Raw genomic sequence first — 18,621 nt, 5'->3', positions numbered from 1 at the left:
GAACCGACCGGTGGGCGGCCCGCTCGCGCCGCGGGCGCGGCCACCGGCCCGGTGGTGCCGCGTTCGCGGGCGACGGGGTCGGTCACACTGGAGGCGAGCCCGCCGCCGAGAGAGAGGGCGTCGATGCCCCACCCGTACGTCCTGCTGTCCGCCGCCGTCTCGCTCGACGGCTACCTGGACGACACCGGTCCCGAGCGCCTGCTGCTCTCCAGCCCCGCCGACTTCGACCGGGTCGACGAGGTGCGGGCGTCGTCCGACGCGATCCTGATCGGCGCCGGCACCCTGCGGGCCGACAATCCGCGGCTGCTGGTGAACTCGCCCGAGCGGCGGGCCGCCCGCCACGCCGCAGGGAAGCCGGAGTACCCGCTGAAGGTCGCGGTCAGCGCCTCCGGCGAGCTGGACCCCGAAGCGCCCTTCTGGCACACCGGCGGCGAGAAGGTCCTCTACACGACCGACGAGGGCGCGCTGCGGCTGCGGCGTACGGGCCTGGCCGCCGACGTCGTGCCGCTGGGCGCCGAACTCGACTGGCCCCGGCTGCTCGAGCACCTGCACGACGTACGCGGGGTGCGCCGGCTCATGGTCGAGGGCGGCGGGACCGTCCACACCCAGCTGCTGCGGCAGCAGCTCGCCGACGAGGTGCAGCTCGTGCTCGCCCCCCTGTTCGTGGGGGACCCGGACGCGCCCCGGCTGTTCGGGCCGGGGGCCTACCAGGGCGGGCGGCTGCGGCTGGTGGAGACGCGGACCATCGAGGACGTCGTCCTCGTGCGCTACGAGCCCACCGCTCCCGGCACCGCCGGCCGCGCCGCTCCCGCGGACCGGCACTGGCTCCGGATCGCCTGCGAACTGGCGGCCCAGTGCCCGCCGTCCCGGACCGCGTTCAGCGTGGGCGCCGTGGTGGTCGCCGCCGACGGGACCGAACTCGCCCGCGGGTACTCACGGGAGGGGGACGACCCGGTCGTGCACGCGGAGGAGGCGGCGCTGGCCAAGGTCGACCGGGCGGATCCGCGGCTGCCGGACGCCACGGTGTACAGCAGCCTGGAGCCGTGCGCCCGCCGCGCCTCCCGGCCGCGTCCGTGCGCCCGGCTGATTCTGGACGCCGGGGTGCGGCGCGTGGTGACGGCGTGGCGGGAGCCGGACACGTTCGTCGAGGGAGCCGACGGCACCGGGGTGCTGGCGGCCGGTGGCGCGGTCGTCGTCGTGGTGCCGGAGTTCGAGGAGAGGGCCAAGGAACCCAACCGGCATCTGCTCGGCTGAGAGGTTGGTGCGAGCGGCCTTCCGGATGGCATATACTGGTGTCACAACGACGCGGGGTGGAGCAGCTCGGTAGCTCGCTGGGCTCATAACCCAGAGGTCGCAGGTTCAAATCCTGTCCCCGCTACTGAAGGCTCAGGGCCGGAATCCGATTCATGGATTCCGGCCCTGAGTGTTTTCGCGCCTCCACGGGTCCTCGCCTCAAGAGCTCCGGAAAGTGCGGTCAACTCGCCCGGTTTTCGGTGCTCATGGACCGTAAGGTCGGGCCGGAAGGTTGAGTGATCAAGCCGAACGGCTTGGAATCAGGGGCCCGAGTCTATTAACGTTCGATAACGCAGCACGGTCGTCCCAGCCGTCACAAGAGGCGGCTCCGTGCGCGCACGCCGAATCCCGCAAGGGAACCGGGGAACCACCTACTTGGGGTGAATCGAGCGTAAGCGCCGTATGAACACGGCTTGTTTACGCGCGTAGGAGACCTTCCCGCTCCGAACCCGTCAGCTAACCCGGTAGGCGATGCGGAAGGAAAGGAGTGCGCCTTCGTGGCGTCCAACCCGCCTGCTCCGGAAGCCCCGTTCGCGCCGAACCGCCAACACGGCGAGACCTTCGGCTACGACAGCCGACGCGCCGATGAGGGCCCCTGGGAGGAGTGGAACCCTAGCGCGGAGTCCATCCGTCCCGTCCGCGGCCGGCACCGCGTCGCCAAGCAGCGCGGCGGCGGGCTCGCCCGCAGCTCCACCGTTCTCGGCGTCGGCGTCATCGCCGCCGTCGGCGCGGGCGGCATGGCCAGCGCCAACAGCGCCAAGCCGCCGGTGTCCATCTCGCTGCCCGACCTGCCCTCCGTGGGCTCCCTGTTCGAGGACAACTCCGACGCCGCCCCCGAGGGCTCGGCGACCGCGCTCAGCGGCATCGGCGTGACCGCCACCGAGACCGAGCAGGGCACCTCGGACGCCGGCGAGGTGCTGCGCAACCGGATCATGGCGCAGGCCGAGCAGCAGCAGGAGCAGATCGAGGCCAAGGCCCAGGCGGACGCCCAGGCCGCCGCCGCCAAGAAGGCCGCCGACGATGCCGCGAAGGCGCGGGAGACGGCCGAGGCCGAGGCCGCCGCCGCCAAGAAGAAGGCGGACGAGGAGGCCGCGCAGAAGGCCGAGGAGGCGCGGCTGGCCGAGCTGGCCAAGCAGTACACGCTGCCCACCTCCTCGTACACGCTCACCTCCACCTTCGGCCAGGCCGGCTCCATGTGGTCCTCCGGCTACCACACCGGCCTCGACTTCGCCGCGCCCACGGGCACCCTGCTCAAGGCGATCCACACCGGCACCGTCACCGAGGCCGGCTGGGCCGGTGCCTACGGCTACCGCACGATCCTCACCCTCGACGACGGCACCGAGCTCTGGTACTGCCACCAGTCCTCGATCAGCGTCAGCGTCGGCCAGCAGGTCAGCACGGGCGACGTGATCGGCCGTGTGGGCGCCACCGGCAACGTCACCGGGCCCCACCTCCACCTGGAGGTCCACCCGGGCGGCCAGTCCACCGGGATCGACCCGACGGCGTGGCTGCGCGACAGGGGTCTCACCCCCTGACGGACACGGACCGGCCCCACCGCCGACGAAGCCGTGGGGCCTGTTTGCGCAACCTTTGCGGCCGGATGCGGCCTGTCCGGAATGGGCTGCTCCGGCACGTTTGTTGATGACACGCATGACTTCTCTACGCAAACTGGGTTCGTCCGAGCTGGAGGTCTTCCCGCTCGCCCTCGGCGGCAACGTCTTCGGCTGGACCGCCGACCAGGAGCAGTCCTTCGCCGTCCTCGACGCCTACACGGCGGCCGGAGGCAACTTCGTCGACACCGCCGACTCCTACTCCGCGTGGGTGGACGGCAACCAGGGGCGGCGAGTCCGAGACGATCATCGGATGGGGGTCCCCCCTGCTCGGAGAGCTTGGGGGAGGGTCGAGGAGCGAGGCAACCGCTCCGACGTCGTCATCGCCACCAAGGTCAGCCAGCACCCCGACTACCAGGGGCTGGGCGCCGCCAACATCAAGGCCGCGGCCGACGCCTCCCTCAGGCGCCTGGGCACGGACCACATCGACCTGTACTACACGCACTTCGACAAGCCGGAAGTCCCCGTCGAGGAGATCGTCGGCGCGCTCGACGAGCTGGTCAGGGCGGGCAAGGTGCGGCACATCGCCGCCTCCAACATCTCCGCCGAGCGGCTCCAGGCCTCCCTGGACTTCTCCGAGCGCGAGGGCCTGGCCCGGTACGTGGCGCTCCAGCCGCACTACAACCTGGTCTCGCGCGACACCTACGAAGGCGCTCTGCAGAGCGTCGCCGAGCGGTCGGGGCTGGCCGCCGTCCCCTACTTCGCGCTCGCCTCCGGTTTCCTGACCGGCAAGTACCGGCCCGGTACGACGGTGGACAGCGCGCGGGCGCAGGGTGCGGCCAAGCACCTGGAGACCGAGCGCGGCCAGAAGGTCCTCACGGCCCTGGACGAGGTCGCCCGTGCCCATGACGCCGAGGCCGCCACGGTGGCCCTGGCCTGGCTCGCCGCACAGCCGACGGTGGCCGCCCCGATCGCCTCGGCGCGGACGGTGGAACAGCTCCCGGCGCTGCTCGGGGTCGCGGAGCTGCGGCTGACGGAGGAGGAGCTCGGGAAGCTGACGCGGGCGTCGGCGTGACTCCCGTCCCCGGGGGCCGCTAGGGTCTTTCGTTTGGATCAGGCCGGATCAGGGAGCGGGGTCTGGTGCCGTGCGTCGCAAGGCGGAGGAGGGCGGCAGGGCGGAGCCCTGCCAACCGACGACAACGCCGCGAGGTGCGGTGCCAGGGCCCGCGAGCCCGGCATGATCCAAACGAGAGGCCCTAGGACGGGGTCCGGTACGGGTTGTACGAGGGGTACGGCACCGCCTGACCGTGGGGATACGGGGTCACCGGCCCGTACGACCCGTACCCCGGGTGCCGCGGATGTACCCCGTAGGCCCCGTGCACCCCGTACGTCGCGTGGACCCCGTGCACCGCGTACCCCGGCCAGAGTGGCGCGGCGATGGGCGCCGTCATCCTGGCCGCGTGGTCCAGCGCGGGCTGCGCCACCTCCCGTCTGCGCCACAGCTCGTGCAGCAGTTCCCGCTCCCGTACGGTGAAGTCGGCCCCGGCCCGGCCCAGGCGCCCGCGGTGCCGGAGGAACGCCAGCGAGGTCGCGTACGCCTCGTACTGGGCGACTGTCCGCGCCGCCTGCCTGCCGAGGTGGCGCCGCGCGTGGTCGCGGGCCAGCCGGCGCGCCCGCATGGAGGCCAGGGCGAACGGTTCGGCCGGGTTGAGCCATCCTGCGGCCGTGTACGCGGGCAGTTCCTCGCGCACGGTCCTCAGCTCGCGCTGCCGGGTCCACACGACCAGCCAGGTCAGCAGCGCGAAGGCGGGCACCATGATGGCGGCGTAGACCGCGAAGAAGCCGTACTCGCCGAAGGTCGTCGAGCCGTTCCACAGGGCGTGCATGCCCATCGCGAGCAGCAGCCCGGCCGGCGGCGGCAGCAGGCGCCGCACGCGGCGGCGGTCCCCGGACATGGCGGCGATGCCGAAGCCGATGCCGGTGAGCACGGTGAACATCGGGTGCGCGAACGGCGACATGATGACGCGGACGAAGAAGGTCGCCGCCGTGACGGAGGCGATGCCACGGTCGCCGGTCAGCTGGTCGGTGCCGAAGGCGTTGCCGAGGTAGAGGATGTTCTCGGTGAACGCGAAGCCGGTCGCGGTCACGCCGGCGATGACGACCCCGTCGACGATGCCGGTGAAGTCGCGTCTGCGGAAGAGGAAGACCAGCAGGACGGCGGCGGCCTTCGCGGACTCCTCCACGACCGGCGCTATCACCGTCGCGCCCAGGGTGTCGGCGCCGTCGGCGTCGGCCGTCGCCGTGGCTATCCAGTGCGTGGCGAAACTGTTCGCGACGATCGCGATCAGGGCCGCCGCGCAGGCGCCCCAGGCGAACGCGAACACCAGGTTCCGCCAGGGGCTCGGCTCGACCCGGTCCAGCCAGCGGAAGGCGGCCGTCAGCAGCGGTACGGGCAGCACCGCGAGCCCGAGCCCGACGAGGAACCCCTCGGTGCCGGTCTGCCGGCGCACCAGGGCGAGGATGACGAGCCCGGAGAGGGCGAGCAGGGTGACGAGGGCGCCGTACCTGACCCATCGCCGCTGCCACCAGTGCGCGTGGCGGGACGGGCCGCCGGGGGCGCCGCCGGGAGGTGTCGGGTACGGGGGGCAGGTGTCCACGGCATCGGCCCTCACGAGGTCACTGCGGCTGCTGGTCTTCCGGCCGGGGTACGCGGCGGAACAGCAGATCGTTCACCACGTGACCCTTCTCCAGTCCCTGGCCCTCGAAACGGGTCAGCGGACGGAAGCCCGGACGTGGCGCGAAACCGCCGTCGGGCCGGGTGTTCTCGAAGTCCGGGTGCGCGGTCAGCACGTCGAGCATCTGCTGGGCGTACGGCTCCCAGTCCGTCGCGCAGTGCACGAGCGCCCCGGGCCTGAGCCGGGTGGCGGCCAGCGTCAGGAACTCCGGCTGGATCAGCCGCCGCTTGTGGTGCCGCTTCTTCGGCCAGGGGTCGGGGAAGTAGACGCGCAGCCCGCCGAGGCTGTCGGGGGTGAGCATCTCGCGCAGCAGGATGATGGCGTCGCCGTTGCCGACGCGGACGTTGCCGAGTCCGTGCCGGTCGGCGAGGCTCAGCAGGTTGCCCTGGCCCGGCGTGTGCACGTCGACGGCGAGGATGTTGGTGTCCGGGTCCGCGGCCGCCATCCGGGCGGTGGCCTCGCCCATTCCGAAGCCGATCTCCAGCACCACCGGGCGGGCGTTCCCGAACAGCTCTGCGAGGTCGATCACCCGCTGCCCGTCGATGTCCAGCCCCCAGGTGGACCACAGCCGCTGCAACGCGTCCGCCTGGCCCGCGGTCACCCGGCTCCGGCGTGGCTGGAAGCTGCGGATCCGCCGCTCGAAGTGCGAGCCGGCCGGATCGGCCCTGGGCCCGTCGGGGAAACGCGGCTCCCCCTTGGCCCGGGTGTGCCGCAGGGACACGCCGGGCTCGTGCCGGGGCAGCTCGCCGGGGGCGGGAGCCTGGGGGGTGTTCAGCGAGTCAGTCACAGTGGGAACGATTTTACGGGGGCCGGGCATGAAGCGGTCCTCAAGGCCGACAGGGCCCGGCGTGCCCTTCATGCCGCCGCCAGCACGGCCAGGGCCCGCCTCGCCACCTCGCGCCCGATCGGCAGCGAGGCGGTCGCCGCGGGACTGGGCGCGTTGAGCACGTGCACCGTCCGGGCGCCCTCCCTGATCAGGAAGTCGTCCACCAGCGTGCCGTCGCGCAGGACGGCCTGCGCCCGCACCCCGGCCGGGGCCGGCACCAGGTCGTCCTCCCGCACCGCGGGCACCAGCCGGCGCACCGCCCGGGTGAAGGCGGCCCTCGACACCGACCGCCGCAGCTCCCCGGCCCCGTACCGCCAGTGGCGGCGGGCGATCCGCCACGACCCGGGCCAGCTCAGCGTCCCCGCCAGCTCCCGCGGCCGTACGGTCCCCCATCCGTAGCCCTCGCGGGCCAGCGCCGGCACCGCGTTGGGTCCGATGTGCACACCGCCGTCGACCCCGCGGGTGAGATGCACCCCGAGGAACGGGAACGCCGGATCGGGCACCGGATACACCAGCCCCCGCACCAGCTCCGGCCGCGCCAGCTCGTAGTACTCCCCGCGGAACGGCACGATCCGCACCTCCGGGTCGTCCCCGGTCATCCGTGCCACCTCGTCGCAGTACAGTCCCGCGCAGTTGACCAGCACACGCGCGCGGACGATCTCACCGCGCCCGGTCAGGACGGCGACCCCGAGTTCCGGCCGGCGGTCCACCCGCACCACCCGGGCCCCGTACCGGATCCGCGCGCCGGAGGCCCGCGCAAGCTGCCGGGCCACCGCCGTGAAGTCGCAGATCCCCGTCGTCCCCACGTGGATCGCGGCCAGTCCGCGGACCTCCGGCTCGTACTCCTCGATCTGCGCGGGGCCCAGCTCGCGCACCGGAATGCCGTTCTCCCGGCCGCGCTGCACCAGCGCGTGCAGCCGGGGCAGCTCGTCCCGTCCGGTCGCCACGATCAGCTTCCCGGTCACCTCGTGCGCGATGCCGTACTCCGCGCAGAACTTGACCATCTCGGCGGCGCCCCCCGCTGCGTACCGTGCCTTCAGCGAGCCCGGCCGGTAGTAGATCCCGCTGTGGATCACCCCGCTGTTGCGTCCCGTCTGGTGCCGGGCCGGGCCCTGCTCCTTCTCCAGCACGGTCACGCGGGTGCCCGGCGCGGCGCGCGTGATCGCGTACGCCGTCGACAGGCCGACGATGCCACCTCCGATCACCAGCACGTCGCAGTCGTAAGCGATGTCCGGCCGCACCTGCTCCACCTCCCGCCTCGATAGTGCACTGCGCCACTGACAATGCCCTCGAGGCGGTGGTACCGCGCGGCCGGGGTGTCCTGCCGCGCGGGGAGCGGGCAGGTTCAGGCGGTGGTCATCAGCAGCGGGCGGGCCCGTTCGCGCAGCTCGACCACGCGTGGCTCGTCGCTGTAGGGCTCCAGCCGGTGCAGGAGGTCCTTGACGTACTCCGTGGTGCGCGCGGAGGAGATCCGCCCGGCGACCTCCACGGCCCGCACGCCCTGCTCGCAGGCCGCGTCCAGGTTGCCGGACTCCAGTTCGGCGACGGCCGAGACGACCAGTCTGAGGCCGTGGGAGCGGACGAACTCCTCCGTCGGCTTCGACAGCGCCTGCTCGGTGAAGCGGCGGACCTGGCGGGGTGCCTTCAGGTCCCGGTAGCACTCGGCGGCGTCGGCGGCGAACCGGTCGTAGCCGTAGAAGCCGAGCCAGGACGGGTCGTTGTCCCCGTCGCGGGACCGTTCCAGCCAGCCCTCGGCCGCCTTGAGGGCGGCGCCGGCCGCCTGGGCGTCGCCCGCGCGCGCGTGGGCGCGTGCCTCGACGAGCCGGAAGAAGCTCATGGTGCGGGCGGTGGCCAGGCCCCGGTTGCGCTCCAGGGCGGCCTGCGCGAGGTCGACGCCCTCGTCGCCGAAGCCGCGGTAGGTCGCCTGGAGGGACATGGAGGCCAGGACGTAGCCCCCGAGGGGTACGTCGGCGGCGGCGCGGGCCAGGCGCAGCGCCTGGATGTAGTAGCGCTGGGCGGCCTCCTGCTGACCGGTGTCGAAGGCCATCCAGCCCGCGAGCCGGGTCAGTTCGGCCGAGGCGCCGAACAGCGCCCTGCCGACCTCGTCGGAGTACGAGGCGAGCAGCAGCGGCGCGGCCTCCACGCGCAGGCACTCCGGCACCATCGACGAACGCCAGTCGCCGCCTCCGTACTTGGAGTCCCAGCGCCTGGCGTCCTCGGCGGCCTCCCGCAGCTTCTGCACATCGCTGTGGCCGACTTTGACCGGTGCGCCGGAGGCCTCCGCAGGGCCCGCCTCGCGCGCCACCGAACTGTCGGCCGGGGTTATCAGCCAGCGCGAGGCGGGCGTCGCGTACGCGCTCACCGCGAACGATCCGGCGAGCGACTGCCAGATGCCGCCGGAGCCGGCCCGGCGGCCGGCGAGGTCGAGCCGGTACAGCTCCGTCGCCGACTTCACCGCCTGGCCCACGTCCCTGGGGAAGGCGAGGCCCACCTCGGGTGCGGGATCCGCGTCCGCCAGGCCGATCTCGTGGAGCGGCACCGGGCGGCCGAGCTTCTGCCCGATGGCGGCCGCGATGAGGTGCGGCGCCGCACCCTGCGGCACCATCCCCTTCGAAACCCAGCGCGCCACCGAGGTCTTGTCGTAGCGAAGCGTCAACCCGCGCTGGGCGCCGAGGTCGTTGACGCGCCGCGCGAGGCCTGCGTTGCTGATTCCCGCGAGGGCGAGAACGGCGCCGAGCTTTTCGTTCGGCCCGCGTTGCTCCCTGGACATGCGCCACCCCTCGACACAGACGGCTGTCGCGCTGGCATAACCACGCGGCATTCGTAAACCCAGCGTAGTTCGCCGCATCCCAAGCGTTAAGGGGCATTCTTCCGGATGGCGGGATTGTGGCCCGCACTCAAGTGCGGGCCCTGCACGCAGGGTTGCGGCGTGCACCTGCTGTGTGGCCGTGCGCCCGTGCGTGCGCTCTACTCCGGCCACCGGGGGAGCGGTTCCATGGTCCTGCGTGGGTCGGCCCGCTGTACTGGATCCAGTGGGCTGGGGGACACCGCCGCCTTCATCCCCGCGGGTGGCGGAACGGTCCGGGGGGCGAACTCCGCCTCCCGGACTGCGTGTTGTCCGCGTGACGCGCAGTGCGAGTACGGAGCGTGCGCACGCGTGCCCCCATGGTGCGGAATTGGCCGAAAATCGACCCTGTGTGCCATTGCCGAATTACCGCCCCCACCATGGAAGTTGAGGGCGCGAAGGGTGTCGCGGGGAGCGCATCAGGGGGCGCATTCGAGTCGCAGCGACCTTGCACGGTACGGGCGTTCGCCACCACCGGGCCAGGCGCACGGGGGCGCGTACACCCCACCGAAGGCGGCTCCGCCTCCCCTCCGGCGCGCCTCCTTCGTGGCAGCATGGTGACCCGGTTCGTTGCGGTGCACTGGTTGCCCACAGGCGGTGGAGGCTTCGATGCGGTGGTTGGTGGGATGGAGCAGCACCGCCGCGGGCGCCATCGGGATCGGCTCCGCGGGCGCCACAGGACACGACGGCCAGACCCTGCACCCGGTGGGCTCCCAGCTCCTGTGGGGCGACCCCGACCCGCTGTGGGCGGTCGGCGACTGGCGTCCGGACGAGATCCGCGTGGTGCAGGCCGACGCCCGGACGAGGATCGCGGTGCTCGGCATCTGCGGGGCCTCCGACGAACAGCTGCGGCTCGGTCTGTTCGCCGCGCGCGGTGGCGCGCTCAGGCATCTGACGGCCTGGCCGGGAAGCTACACCGCCGTCGTACAGGTGGACCGCCGCGTCACCGTCTGCGGCGACCTCGCCGGCGCCCGCCCGGTGTTCCACACCCCGTGGGCCGGCGGCACGGCGTACGCGACGGCCGCGCTGCCGTTGGCCGACCTCGTCGAGGCCAACCTCGACTTCGGGCATCTGGCCGCCCTGCTGGCCGCCCCCGACGTACCGGCCGCGCTGGACGACTCCACGCCCTACGAGGGCGTACGGCGCATTCCGCCGGGCCACGCGCTGATCCTGCGTGCGGGGGCGCGTGAGGTCGCGGGCTACGAACCGGTCGCCTCGCTCGCGGTGGCCGCGCCGCCGGCCGATCCGGACAGCGCGGTCGACGCGGTGCGCGACGCGCTGGTGGAAGCCGTCCGCGCCCGGCTGTCCGCGCCGCGGCACGTACCCGACATCGATCCCGGCCCGGTGCCCGGCATGGGCCCCGCCGAGCGCCGCGCGGCCCGAGGGATGCCGGTGCCGGGCATCGGGGCCGACCTGTCCGGCGGACCGGCCTCGGGCACGCTCGCGCTGTTGGCCGCCGGGCTGCCGGGCCGGCCCGGCACCCTCCTTGGCCACGGCACGGGAGCCGGTGAGCGTCTGCTCGCGGTCACCTTCAACGACCTGACGGCCACCGGGCGCGAGGCCGAACTGGAACGCGCCGGGACCCTCGCGGCCAACCCCCGTCTGCACCACGTGGTGGTGACCGGCGGCGAGGACGTGCTGCCCTACGCCGAGCTGGACGGCCCCCTCACCGACGAACCCGGCCCGTCCCTGGTCGCGGCGGCACGGCACCGCGCACGGCTCGCGGCGGGCAGCGCGGACCACTTCACCGGCCACGGCGCCCGGCAGGTCCTGGACGCCCACCCCGCGCGCCTGGCCGACCTGCTGATGGACCGCAAGCGCCGCCATCTGGTCCGGCCCGTCGCCGCGCTCGCCAAGGCCGACGGATCGGTCATGGTCCCCGCGCGCGTGTACGGCGCGGCGCGACGGCTGTCGCGCACCCCCTACCGCGCGGGGCTCGACCTGCTCGCCGAACGGCTGCTGCACCGCCGCTTCGACGAGCCCGCGGGCACCGTCGGGGCCTCCCTGGCCGCACTCACCTGGGCCAGACCCGGGCCCGCGGCCCGGTGGCTGACCGGAGAGGCGCTGGCTGAAGTATCGGTTCGCCTGCAAGGCGCGACCCACCGTTCGGGAGTGGGTCCCGGGCAGCGGCCGGGCGACTACCGCGCGCGTGCCGCCCTCGCCCGGCACGCGGCGGACCTGCGGGTGCTGGAGCAGGCGGCCGAGGTCCGCTCCCAGCGGCTGCACACGCCCTTCCTCGACAACCAGGTCGTCCGCGCCTGCCGGGCCCTGCCGGAGGCCCTGCGGGTGCAGCCGGGTGCCCGCGCGGCGATCCTGCGCACGGTGCTCCAGGGCGCGGGAGTGGGCGACCTGCCCCCCGGCTGGGGCGCTCCCTCGCACGCCTCGGCCGCGGCGGCGTCCCGCACCGGCCTGCGCGTGGCCGTCAACGACCTGGTGGACCTGTTCGCCACCCCCCTGCTCGCCGAGGCCGGCCTGGTCGAGGCGCGGGTGGTCCGCAAGGCCCTGCGCGCGGCCTCGCAGGGCGAACCGCTGCCGCTGGACGGCCTGGCGGAGCTGGTGTCCCTGGAGCTGTGGCTGCGGCGCCTGCTGTCCCGCCGCGGCACCTGCTGGACCGGCACGCCCGCGCGTGCCCGCGCGGTACCGTCGGGCATCGCCCCGCAGCGGGGCGCGCTGGCCTCCGGCGGCCGGCCGACCCCTACCGGCAGGTGAACCGGGACTCGGCCCAGTCCGAGAGGGCCGCGGTGTCGAAGGCGCTGTGCGGCTCGACGACCAGCCGTACGGTCCGGTGGCCCGCGAGGCCGAGCCCGGCCGTCAGGTCGTCGACACCGACCACGGCGTCGTAGGCGGAGCACTCGCGGTTGAGGTCGACGGTGACGGACGACCTGCCGTGCACGGTCACCCCGTGCGCGTACCGTCGGCCGGCGATCGACAGGTCATGGCGCTGCCACACCCAACTGCTCGCGCCGATCCGCATCTCGGGGCGGGTGCCGTCTCCGGTGAGGTCGTACTTCAGCTCGTTCCACGGGTAGACGACGGGCTCGGGCTCGGGCTCTTGAGGGGGAGTCGGCGTCGGCATGGGGGTGGGCGCGGGCTCTTTGGTCGGGGTGGGCGCCGGGGTGGGCGTCGGTGACGGCCTGGGCGCCGGTGCGGGGGACACCGCGGGGGTCGGTGCTGCCGCGGCGGGAAGTGCCGGAGGATTCACGGCGCTCGGTGTCGGCCTCGGTTTCGGGGCCGGTTTCGGGGCAGGCCTCAGCGGCTCGGGCGCCGGGGCGGGCGCGGGCGGAGGAGAAGGCGTCGGCGCCGGCGGCTGGGGGGCCTCGACCACCGGGGCGGACGGGGCGGGCCGCGCCTCCGGCTTGCCGACCGGGGCCTGTTGGCCGACCAGCGCGAGCGCGACCGCCGCTGCGGCGACGCCGACCACACCGGCCGCGATCCCCGCCTTCACCGACGCGCCCAGCCCCTCGGAGGCCACCGCGCCCCCGCCACCGGAGGAGCCCCCGGCCGCGGCACCCGCGACGCCCGCCGCTCCCGCGCCACCGGCGACGATGCCGAGCGCCTTGGCGTACCCGGCGGCGCCGAACCAGCCGATGACGGCGACCGGGACCACGGCCGGGATACCGCCGGCGACCTCGGCGATCTGGGTGGCGGCCAGCCGGCACCTGGCGCACTCCTCCAGGTGCTTGCGCAGCCCCCGCTCGGCACGGGTGCGCAGCTTGCCGCGGGCGTAGCCGCCGAGCCGGTCGGCGTACCGGGCGCACTCCTCGTCGTCGGTGAGGGAGGCACTGACGTGGGCCTGGAGGTAGGCCTGCCGCAGCCCCTCCCGGGCCCGGCTGGCCAGCACCCGGGTGCCGTTGGCGTCCAGCCCGAAGAGCGTGGCGACCGCGCTCGGCGACTCGTCCTCGACCTCCGTGTGCCACAGCACGGCCTGCCACCGCTCGGGCAGTGAGCGGAAGGCACGCATGGCCATCGACTGCTCGGCCTCGTGCATCGCACGCACATCGGCGCCGAGGTCCAGGCCCGTTCCGAAGGAGCCGGCGGCGTCGTCCGACAGCTCCGCGACCCGCGCGGCCCGGGCGGCGAACACCGCGAAGTCGTCGACCAGTTGCTCGCGCCGGGCGGTGCTGGTCCACTGCGCGGCGACCCGCCGGACGGTGGTGAGCAGATAGGCGCGTACGGCGTGCTCGGGACCGGATCCGCCGCGCACCGCCTGGAACACCCGGGCGAACACCTCGGCGGTCAGGTCGTCGGCGGTGTGGGCGTCCCGGCAGCACGTGCGCGCGTACCGGCGTACGGCATCGGCGTGGCGCCGGTACAACTCCTCGTACGCGCTGTCCTCGCCCGCGCGCACCCGTCCGATCAGCTCGGCGTCGGACGGCGGCAGGTCCGCCGAGGAAAGCGGCCCCGCCGCGGACGACACCGTGCCCTTCCCGAACCGCTCGCGCTGCGCCGGTACGCCGCCCCGAGCCGTCGGGCCCTGTGCCGGTGAACCGCCCTGCGCGGTTGAGTCCCGCGCCGGTGAACCGCCCTGGGCCGGTACGCCTCCCTGTGCCCGGGAACCACCCTTGGCCCGCCCGGTGCCGCGCGCAGCCCCCGGCGGTCCGCCCTGGGCCGGCACCTGCGGAGCATCCGGCCCGTCCGCCCGCGACCCGCCGTCGCCGACGCCGTCACCCCGCCCGTCAACGCTCATCGCGCAAACGCCCCCGTTGTCGGCCAGACCGTCCCGAACACCGGGCCAGACTGCCACACCGACCGCCACCGGGCCCCGGCCGCGGGAATCCTCCACTCGTCCGTGGGGCTCCGTCGCGTTTCGTTACCGTCCTCACCCGTACGGGGAGGCCCACCGGGCACGGTTCACGCGGGGGTACGGCTCACACGGGCCGCGAGCGCAGCCCGTCCAGCAGGATGTCCAGCAGCCGGGCCGAAGCGGCGGCCTGCTGCGCCGCGTCCGGCAGCGCGGGCGCCGCCGTCGCGATGACCAGCAGCACGTCCGACACCGAGACGTCCGGCCGCAGTTCGCCGGCCGCACGCGCCCGCTCCACCAGCCGGCCCACGACATCCAGCAGCGCCGCCGCCCCCGCGTCGTCCTCCGCCGCGCCGGACGCGGGCCCCGCCGTGTCGGGCACGAGCCTGAGCTCCCCGGAGCCCGGCTGGACGCGCTGCTGCGGCACCCGGGGGTCGGCCCGGTCCTCGGTGACCGAGACCCGCAGCACCTGCGGCGGCAGCAGCCGCCCGGCACCGGAGGCCACCGACGTCCGCAGGAAGCGGGAGAGCGCCGACCACGGCTCGTCCTCCTGGCCGAGCGCGGCCCGCGCCTGGTCGGCCAGCCGGGAGGTCTCCTCCTCGGCTATCCGCCGCACCAGGACGTCCTTGCTCGGGAAACGCCGGTACACCGTGCCGACGCCGACCCGCGCGCGCCGCGCCACGTCCTCCATCGGCGCGCCGTACCCCAGCTCGCCGAAGACCTCGCGGGCCGCCCGGAGCACGTGTTCGAGGTTGCGCTGTGCGTCCACGCGCAGCGGCGCCGTCCGGCCCGGCCGTGGCTCGTCCCCGCGCGCGTTGCCCGCCGCGGTGCCCATCGCGCCGCCACCGGGCGCCATGGCTGACGCGGTGGACCAATGAGTGCCCTGAATGTGCATAAGTGATCCCCCGGTAATGACGTCTCCCCCCGGAGACTCTCCCCGTCCCTGATTCCGGAGCGCGCGGAACGGGATCACGCACGATCGGGCCTGCCCCCGAGATCAGGTGTCACTCGGCGGGCTCGCCCGGATCACATCCCCCACACCCCGTCGACACACGAACATAGTTGAGAGGCAGTCAATTCAGAAGGGGCAGGTTCCGCACGGAGCGCCCCCCGATCGGAGTACGAGCCCCATACGCCCGTATTGCGCCCCCTTCCATCCTCCGGCGTACACCTACTGACCTGCGCGCTTCCCTCGCACACCGCTGTTTCGGCCAACCCCGCGCCGCTGGCCGACGGTCACACAATTCGCCGGGGCTGTGGACAAACGAGAGAGTCGGGTGCGTCATGGGATGGTGAAGGAACGTGCGCGCATTCTCGTTGTCGGCGGCGGCTACGTCGGGATGTACACGGCTCTGCGCCTGCAGCGGCGGTTGAAACAGGAGCTCAGCCGGGGCGAGGCGGAGATCACGGTCGTCACCCCCGATCCCTATATGACGTATCAGCCGTTCCTGCCCGAGGCCGCGGCCGGCGCGATCTCCCCCCGGCACGTCGTCGTACCGCTGCGCCGCGTCCTCGACCGGTGCCGCATCATCGTCGGCGAGGCCACCTCCGTCGACCACGCGCACCGCACCGCGACCCTCACCACCCTCGCCACGGAGGAGACCGGGGGCACCGAGAAGCTGGCGTACGACGAACTCGTCCTCGCCCCGGGCTCCGTCTCGCGCACCCTGCCCATCCCGGGGCTGCTCGACTACGGCATCGGATTCAAGACCGTCGAAGAGGCCATCGGGCTGCGCAACCACGTCCTCGAACAGATGGACATCGCCTCCTCCACCCGCGACCCCGCGATCCGCGACGCCGCCCTCACCTTCGTCTTCGTCGGCGGCGGGTACGCGGGCGTGGAGGCGCTCGGCGAACTGGAGGACATGGCCCGCTACGCCGCCCGCTACTACCACAACGTCAAGCCCGAGGACATGAAGTGGATACTCGTCGAGGCCTCGGACCGCATCCTGCCCGAGGTCGGCGAGGAGATGGGCCGCTACACGGTCACCGAACTGCGCCGCCGCAACATCCAGGTCCTGCTGCGCACCCGCCTCGAATCGTGCGCCGACCGCGTCGCCGTCCTCAGTGACGGGCAGCGCTTCCCGACCCGGACGGTCGTGTGGACCGCGGGCGTCAAACCGCATCCGATCCTCGCCGCCAGCGACCTGCCGCTGAACGAGCGCGGGCGCCTGAAGTGCACCGCCCAGCTGACCGTCGAGGGCGTCGAACACGCCTGGGCCGCGGGCGACGCCGCCGCCGTACCCGACGTCACCTCCGGCGAGCCGGGCGGCCTGACCGCTCCCAACGCCCAGCACGCGGTCCGCCAGGCCCGGGCCCTGGGCGACAACATCAGCCACGCGCTGCGCGGCGAACCCCTGGAGACGTACGCGCACAAGTACGCCGGCTCGGTCGCCTCGCTCGGACTGCACAAGGGCGTCGCGCAGGTCTACGGGCGCAAACTGAAGGGCTATCCCGCCTGGTTCATGCACCGCGCCTACCACCTCAGCCGGGTGCCCACGGTCAACCGCAAGACCCGGGTGCTCGCCGAATGGATGCTGGCGGGACTCTTCAAACGGGAGATCGTCTCCCTGGGTTCACTCGAACATCCCCGGGCAGAGTTCGAACTCGCTGCCGGTGGAAAGCATCCTCTCGACCCGAACATCAACCCGAAAGGGTCGTCCTGACCGGACCGGGGAACTCCGCCGCACGCCCCGGCGTCCCACGGATGCCGGCGCGGTCGGCCACACCGCCCAACCGGCCCGCGGCCGAGGACGGGCAGCCGCCCGCCCGGCACGGATGACGCATTCCCGCTGCCCCGCACCCCGGGAACGGTAAGAATGTGCGGTCACCGCCGCGCGGCCCCTGACCCCCGGCCCGGGCCCGGAGCCGGCCTGAGACGACGACACGAGGCAAGGATTCGTGAACTTCACGCGCTGGAGCGCCCGGCTCCCCGGCATCACCGGAACGCAGCGCCGCGCGGCGGCGCGGCCCGATCTCGCGACCGTCGCGGACGGGCGGGCGGACGGCACCGTACCCGCGGCCCGTGCCGAACAACTGACCGACGACACAGCACCGGTGCCCGCCGTCGACGAACTCCCCGCACGCGAGGTCCTCGACCGCGTCCCGGCCCTCGTCGCCCTCGTCCACGGCCCCGACCACCGCATCGCCTACGTCAACGACGCCTACGCGGCGGCCTTCGGCGTACGTCCGCTCGGCGGACCCGCCTGCGAGGCCCTGCCCGAACTGCGCGAACTGGGCCTGCTCCCGCTCCTGGACCAGGTGCTGCGCAGCGGCAGGCCCCGCACCCTGAAGTCCCGCAAGGCACCCGACGGCCGCTCGTACACGTTCACGTGCACCCCGGTCGCCGAACCGAAGGGCGACGACCGCGACGGCCGCGGAGTCCTGGTCTTCGCCACCGACGTCACGGACCACGCCGACGCCGCCGAACGCCTGCGCGCCAGCGAGCGCCGGCAGCGCGAGACCGCCGTCACCCTCCAGCGCTCGCTCCTGCCCCAGGTGCTGGAGCAGCCCGACGACCTGCGCATCGCCGCCACCTACCAGCCGGGCGGCACGGAGGCCGCGGTCGGCGGCGACTGGTACGACGTCATCACCCTCGGCGGCGGCCGCACGGCACTGGTCATCGGCGACGTGATGGGCAGAGGGGTGCGCGCGGCCGCGGTCATGGGCCAACTGCGCACCGCCGTCCGCGCCTACGCCCGCATGGACCTGCCCCCGCACGAGATCCTGCAACTCCTGGACGGCCTTGCCGCGGACATCGACGCCAACCAGATCGCCACCTGCGTCTACGCCGTCCACGACCCCAACGAGGGCCGCCTGGTGTACGCCTCCGCCGGGCACCTGCCGATCCTGGTCCGCGACGAGAACGGCACCGTGCTGCGCGCCGACGAACCCACCGGCCCGCCGCTCGGCACCGGCGGATGGGTGCACGCCTCCGGTTCGGTCCCGCTGGGCCCCGGCTCCACCGCGGTCCTCTACACCGACGGCCTGGTGGAACGCCGCGACGAGGACCTCGACGAGGGGATCGCGGCGCTGGAACGCGCGCTGGCCGGCGCCACCGGCTCCCCGCAGGTGGTCTGCGACCGACTGGTCCGCTCGGCCGGTGTCCAGGCCGACCACGACGACGACGTGGCCGTCCTCGTCCTCCAGCACCCCGCCCGCACCGGCCCGGACGGCGAACTGTTCCGCAACGCGGCACTGGAACTGCTCGGCGGAGTGGAAGCGGCCCCACGCGCGCGTGCGTTCGCCACGGGCGTCCTCGCCAGCTGGCGCTTCCCGCCCGAGCTGCACGACCTCGGCGTCCTCGCCGCCAGCGAACTGGTCGCCAACTCGCTCCAGCACGGCACCCCGCCCATGCGGCTGCGGCTCAGGCGCACCGACCGCCGGCTCATCGTCGAAGTCACGGACGGCGACGACCACCTCCCCAGGCGCCGCCGCGCCGACCCGGGCGACGAGTCGGGCCGCGGCATCGCCATCATCGCCACCATCGCCACCAGCTGGGGTGCGCGCAGAACCCCGGGCGGCGGCAAGGCGGTCTGGTGCGAGTTCACCCTGCCGGGGCCGGCGGGCCGACGGGGCCCGCGCTGACCCGGACCGTCCGCCGGGGTGCGGGGGTCCGTACCCCGGCGGAC

General features: G+C 73.8%; 12 protein-coding genes, 1 tRNA gene and 1 riboswitch. Of the genes, 7 read left to right on the top strand and 6 right to left on the bottom strand.

The annotated features are described in order from the left end of the window. Window positions 1-123: 123 nt before the first annotated feature. The 4 genes from OIE49_RS17400 to OIE49_RS17385 all read left to right on the top strand — a co-directional run bounded on the left by OIE49_RS17400 (window position 124) and on the right by OIE49_RS17385 (window position 3,918). On the top strand, window positions 124-1,254 hold the full coding sequence (locus OIE49_RS17400; RefSeq protein WP_326803127.1) for a dihydrofolate reductase family protein: 1,131 nt from the start codon (window positions 124-126) through the stop codon (window positions 1,252-1,254). Between the two features lie 50 nt (window positions 1,255-1,304). Next, window positions 1,305-1,378 (top strand) — tRNA-Met (locus OIE49_RS17395). Between the two features lie 244 nt (window positions 1,379-1,622). Further along, window positions 1,623-1,779: riboswitch (cyclic di-AMP (ydaO/yuaA leader) on the top strand. 11 nt (window positions 1,780-1,790) lie between these two features. After that, window positions 1,791-2,828 (top strand): M23 family metallopeptidase, encoded by a 1,038-nt coding sequence (locus tag OIE49_RS17390; protein WP_326803126.1) that lies wholly within the window; start codon window positions 1,791-1,793, stop codon window positions 2,826-2,828. Window positions 2,829-2,943: 115 nt separating this feature from the next. After that, on the top strand, window positions 2,944-3,918 hold the full coding sequence (locus tag OIE49_RS17385; protein ID WP_326803125.1) for an aldo/keto reductase: 975 nt from the start codon (window positions 2,944-2,946) through the stop codon (window positions 3,916-3,918). 181 nt (window positions 3,919-4,099) lie between these two features. On the opposite strand, the gene OIE49_RS17380 is transcribed toward OIE49_RS17385, so the two are convergent. From OIE49_RS17380 to OIE49_RS17365, 4 genes are all read right to left on the bottom strand, one after another. Next, window positions 4,100-5,500 (bottom strand): PrsW family intramembrane metalloprotease, encoded by a 1,401-nt coding sequence (locus OIE49_RS17380; RefSeq protein ID WP_326806255.1) that lies wholly within the window; start codon window positions 5,498-5,500, stop codon window positions 4,100-4,102. A gap of 19 nt (window positions 5,501-5,519) precedes the next feature. Next, a complete protein-coding gene (trmB, locus tag OIE49_RS17375) occupies window positions 5,520-6,365 on the bottom strand; it encodes a tRNA (guanosine(46)-N7)-methyltransferase TrmB (protein WP_326803123.1) in 846 nt (281 codons plus the stop codon). Between the two features lie 68 nt (window positions 6,366-6,433). Next, window positions 6,434-7,654 (bottom strand): L-2-hydroxyglutarate oxidase, encoded by a 1,221-nt coding sequence (gene lhgO / locus OIE49_RS17370; RefSeq protein WP_326803121.1) that lies wholly within the window; start codon window positions 7,652-7,654, stop codon window positions 6,434-6,436. 95 nt (window positions 7,655-7,749) lie between these two features. Then, window positions 7,750-9,174, bottom strand: coding sequence for an MFS transporter (locus OIE49_RS17365; RefSeq protein ID WP_100570365.1), 1,425 nt, complete (start codon window positions 9,172-9,174; stop codon window positions 7,750-7,752). Window positions 9,175-9,858: 684 nt separating this feature from the next. Here OIE49_RS17365 and OIE49_RS17360 point away from each other — a divergent pair. Next, window positions 9,859-11,958, top strand: coding sequence for an asparagine synthase-related protein (locus tag OIE49_RS17360; protein WP_100570364.1), 2,100 nt, complete (start codon window positions 9,859-9,861; stop codon window positions 11,956-11,958). On the opposite strand, the gene OIE49_RS17355 is transcribed toward OIE49_RS17360, so the two are convergent. Further along, a complete protein-coding gene (locus OIE49_RS17355) occupies window positions 11,945-13,936 on the bottom strand; it encodes a sigma-70 family RNA polymerase sigma factor (protein ID WP_326803120.1) in 1,992 nt (663 codons plus the stop codon). The genes OIE49_RS17360 and OIE49_RS17355 overlap by 14 nt on opposite strands. A gap of 181 nt (window positions 13,937-14,117) precedes the next feature. After that, window positions 14,118-14,885, bottom strand: coding sequence for a TetR/AcrR family transcriptional regulator (locus OIE49_RS17350; RefSeq protein ID WP_326803119.1), 768 nt, complete (start codon window positions 14,883-14,885; stop codon window positions 14,118-14,120). Between the two features lie 394 nt (window positions 14,886-15,279). Here OIE49_RS17350 and OIE49_RS17345 point away from each other — a divergent pair, with 394 nt between their 5' ends. Both OIE49_RS17345 and OIE49_RS17340 read left to right on the top strand, forming a co-directional pair. Then, entirely contained in the window at window positions 15,280-16,656 is a 1,377-nt protein-coding gene (locus OIE49_RS17345) for an NAD(P)/FAD-dependent oxidoreductase (RefSeq protein ID WP_100570361.1), read from the top strand. A 235-nt stretch (window positions 16,657-16,891) separates the two neighbouring features. Further along, window positions 16,892-18,577: an ATP-binding SpoIIE family protein phosphatase gene (locus tag OIE49_RS17340; protein ID WP_100570360.1), complete on the top strand. Its 1,686-nt coding sequence runs from the start codon at window positions 16,892-16,894 to the stop codon at window positions 18,575-18,577. Window positions 18,578-18,621 lie beyond the last annotated feature (44 nt).

The organism is Streptomyces sp. NBC_01788, from assembly GCF_035917575.1.
In the GTDB taxonomy this organism is placed as follows: Bacteria; Actinomycetota; Actinomycetes; order Streptomycetales; family Streptomycetaceae; genus Streptomyces.
Note: the sequence above shows the minus strand (reverse complement) of the source record. Positions and strands in the feature narration are given on the sequence as shown.

Bases quoted from the DNA above. Each gene is read 5' to 3' on its own strand.
- OIE49_RS17385 (WP_326803125.1), top strand. From the start codon at position 2,944: ATGACTTCTCTACGCAAACTGGGTTCGTCCGAGCTGGAGGTCTTCCCG.
- OIE49_RS17355 (WP_326803120.1), bottom strand. From the start codon at position 13,936: ATGAGCGTTGACGGGCGGGGTGACGGCGTCGGCGACGGCGGGTCGCGG.
- OIE49_RS17350 (WP_326803119.1), bottom strand. From the start codon at position 14,885: ATGCACATTCAGGGCACTCATTGGTCCACCGCGTCAGCCATGGCGCCC.
- OIE49_RS17360 (WP_100570364.1), top strand. From the start codon at position 9,859: ATGCGGTGGTTGGTGGGATGGAGCAGCACCGCCGCGGGCGCCATCGGG.
- OIE49_RS17400 (WP_326803127.1), top strand. From the start codon at position 124: ATGCCCCACCCGTACGTCCTGCTGTCCGCCGCCGTCTCGCTCGACGGC.
- OIE49_RS17345 (WP_100570361.1), top strand. From the start codon at position 15,280: ATGGTGAAGGAACGTGCGCGCATTCTCGTTGTCGGCGGCGGCTACGTC.
- OIE49_RS17365 (WP_100570365.1), bottom strand. From the start codon at position 9,174: ATGTCCAGGGAGCAACGCGGGCCGAACGAAAAGCTCGGCGCCGTTCTC.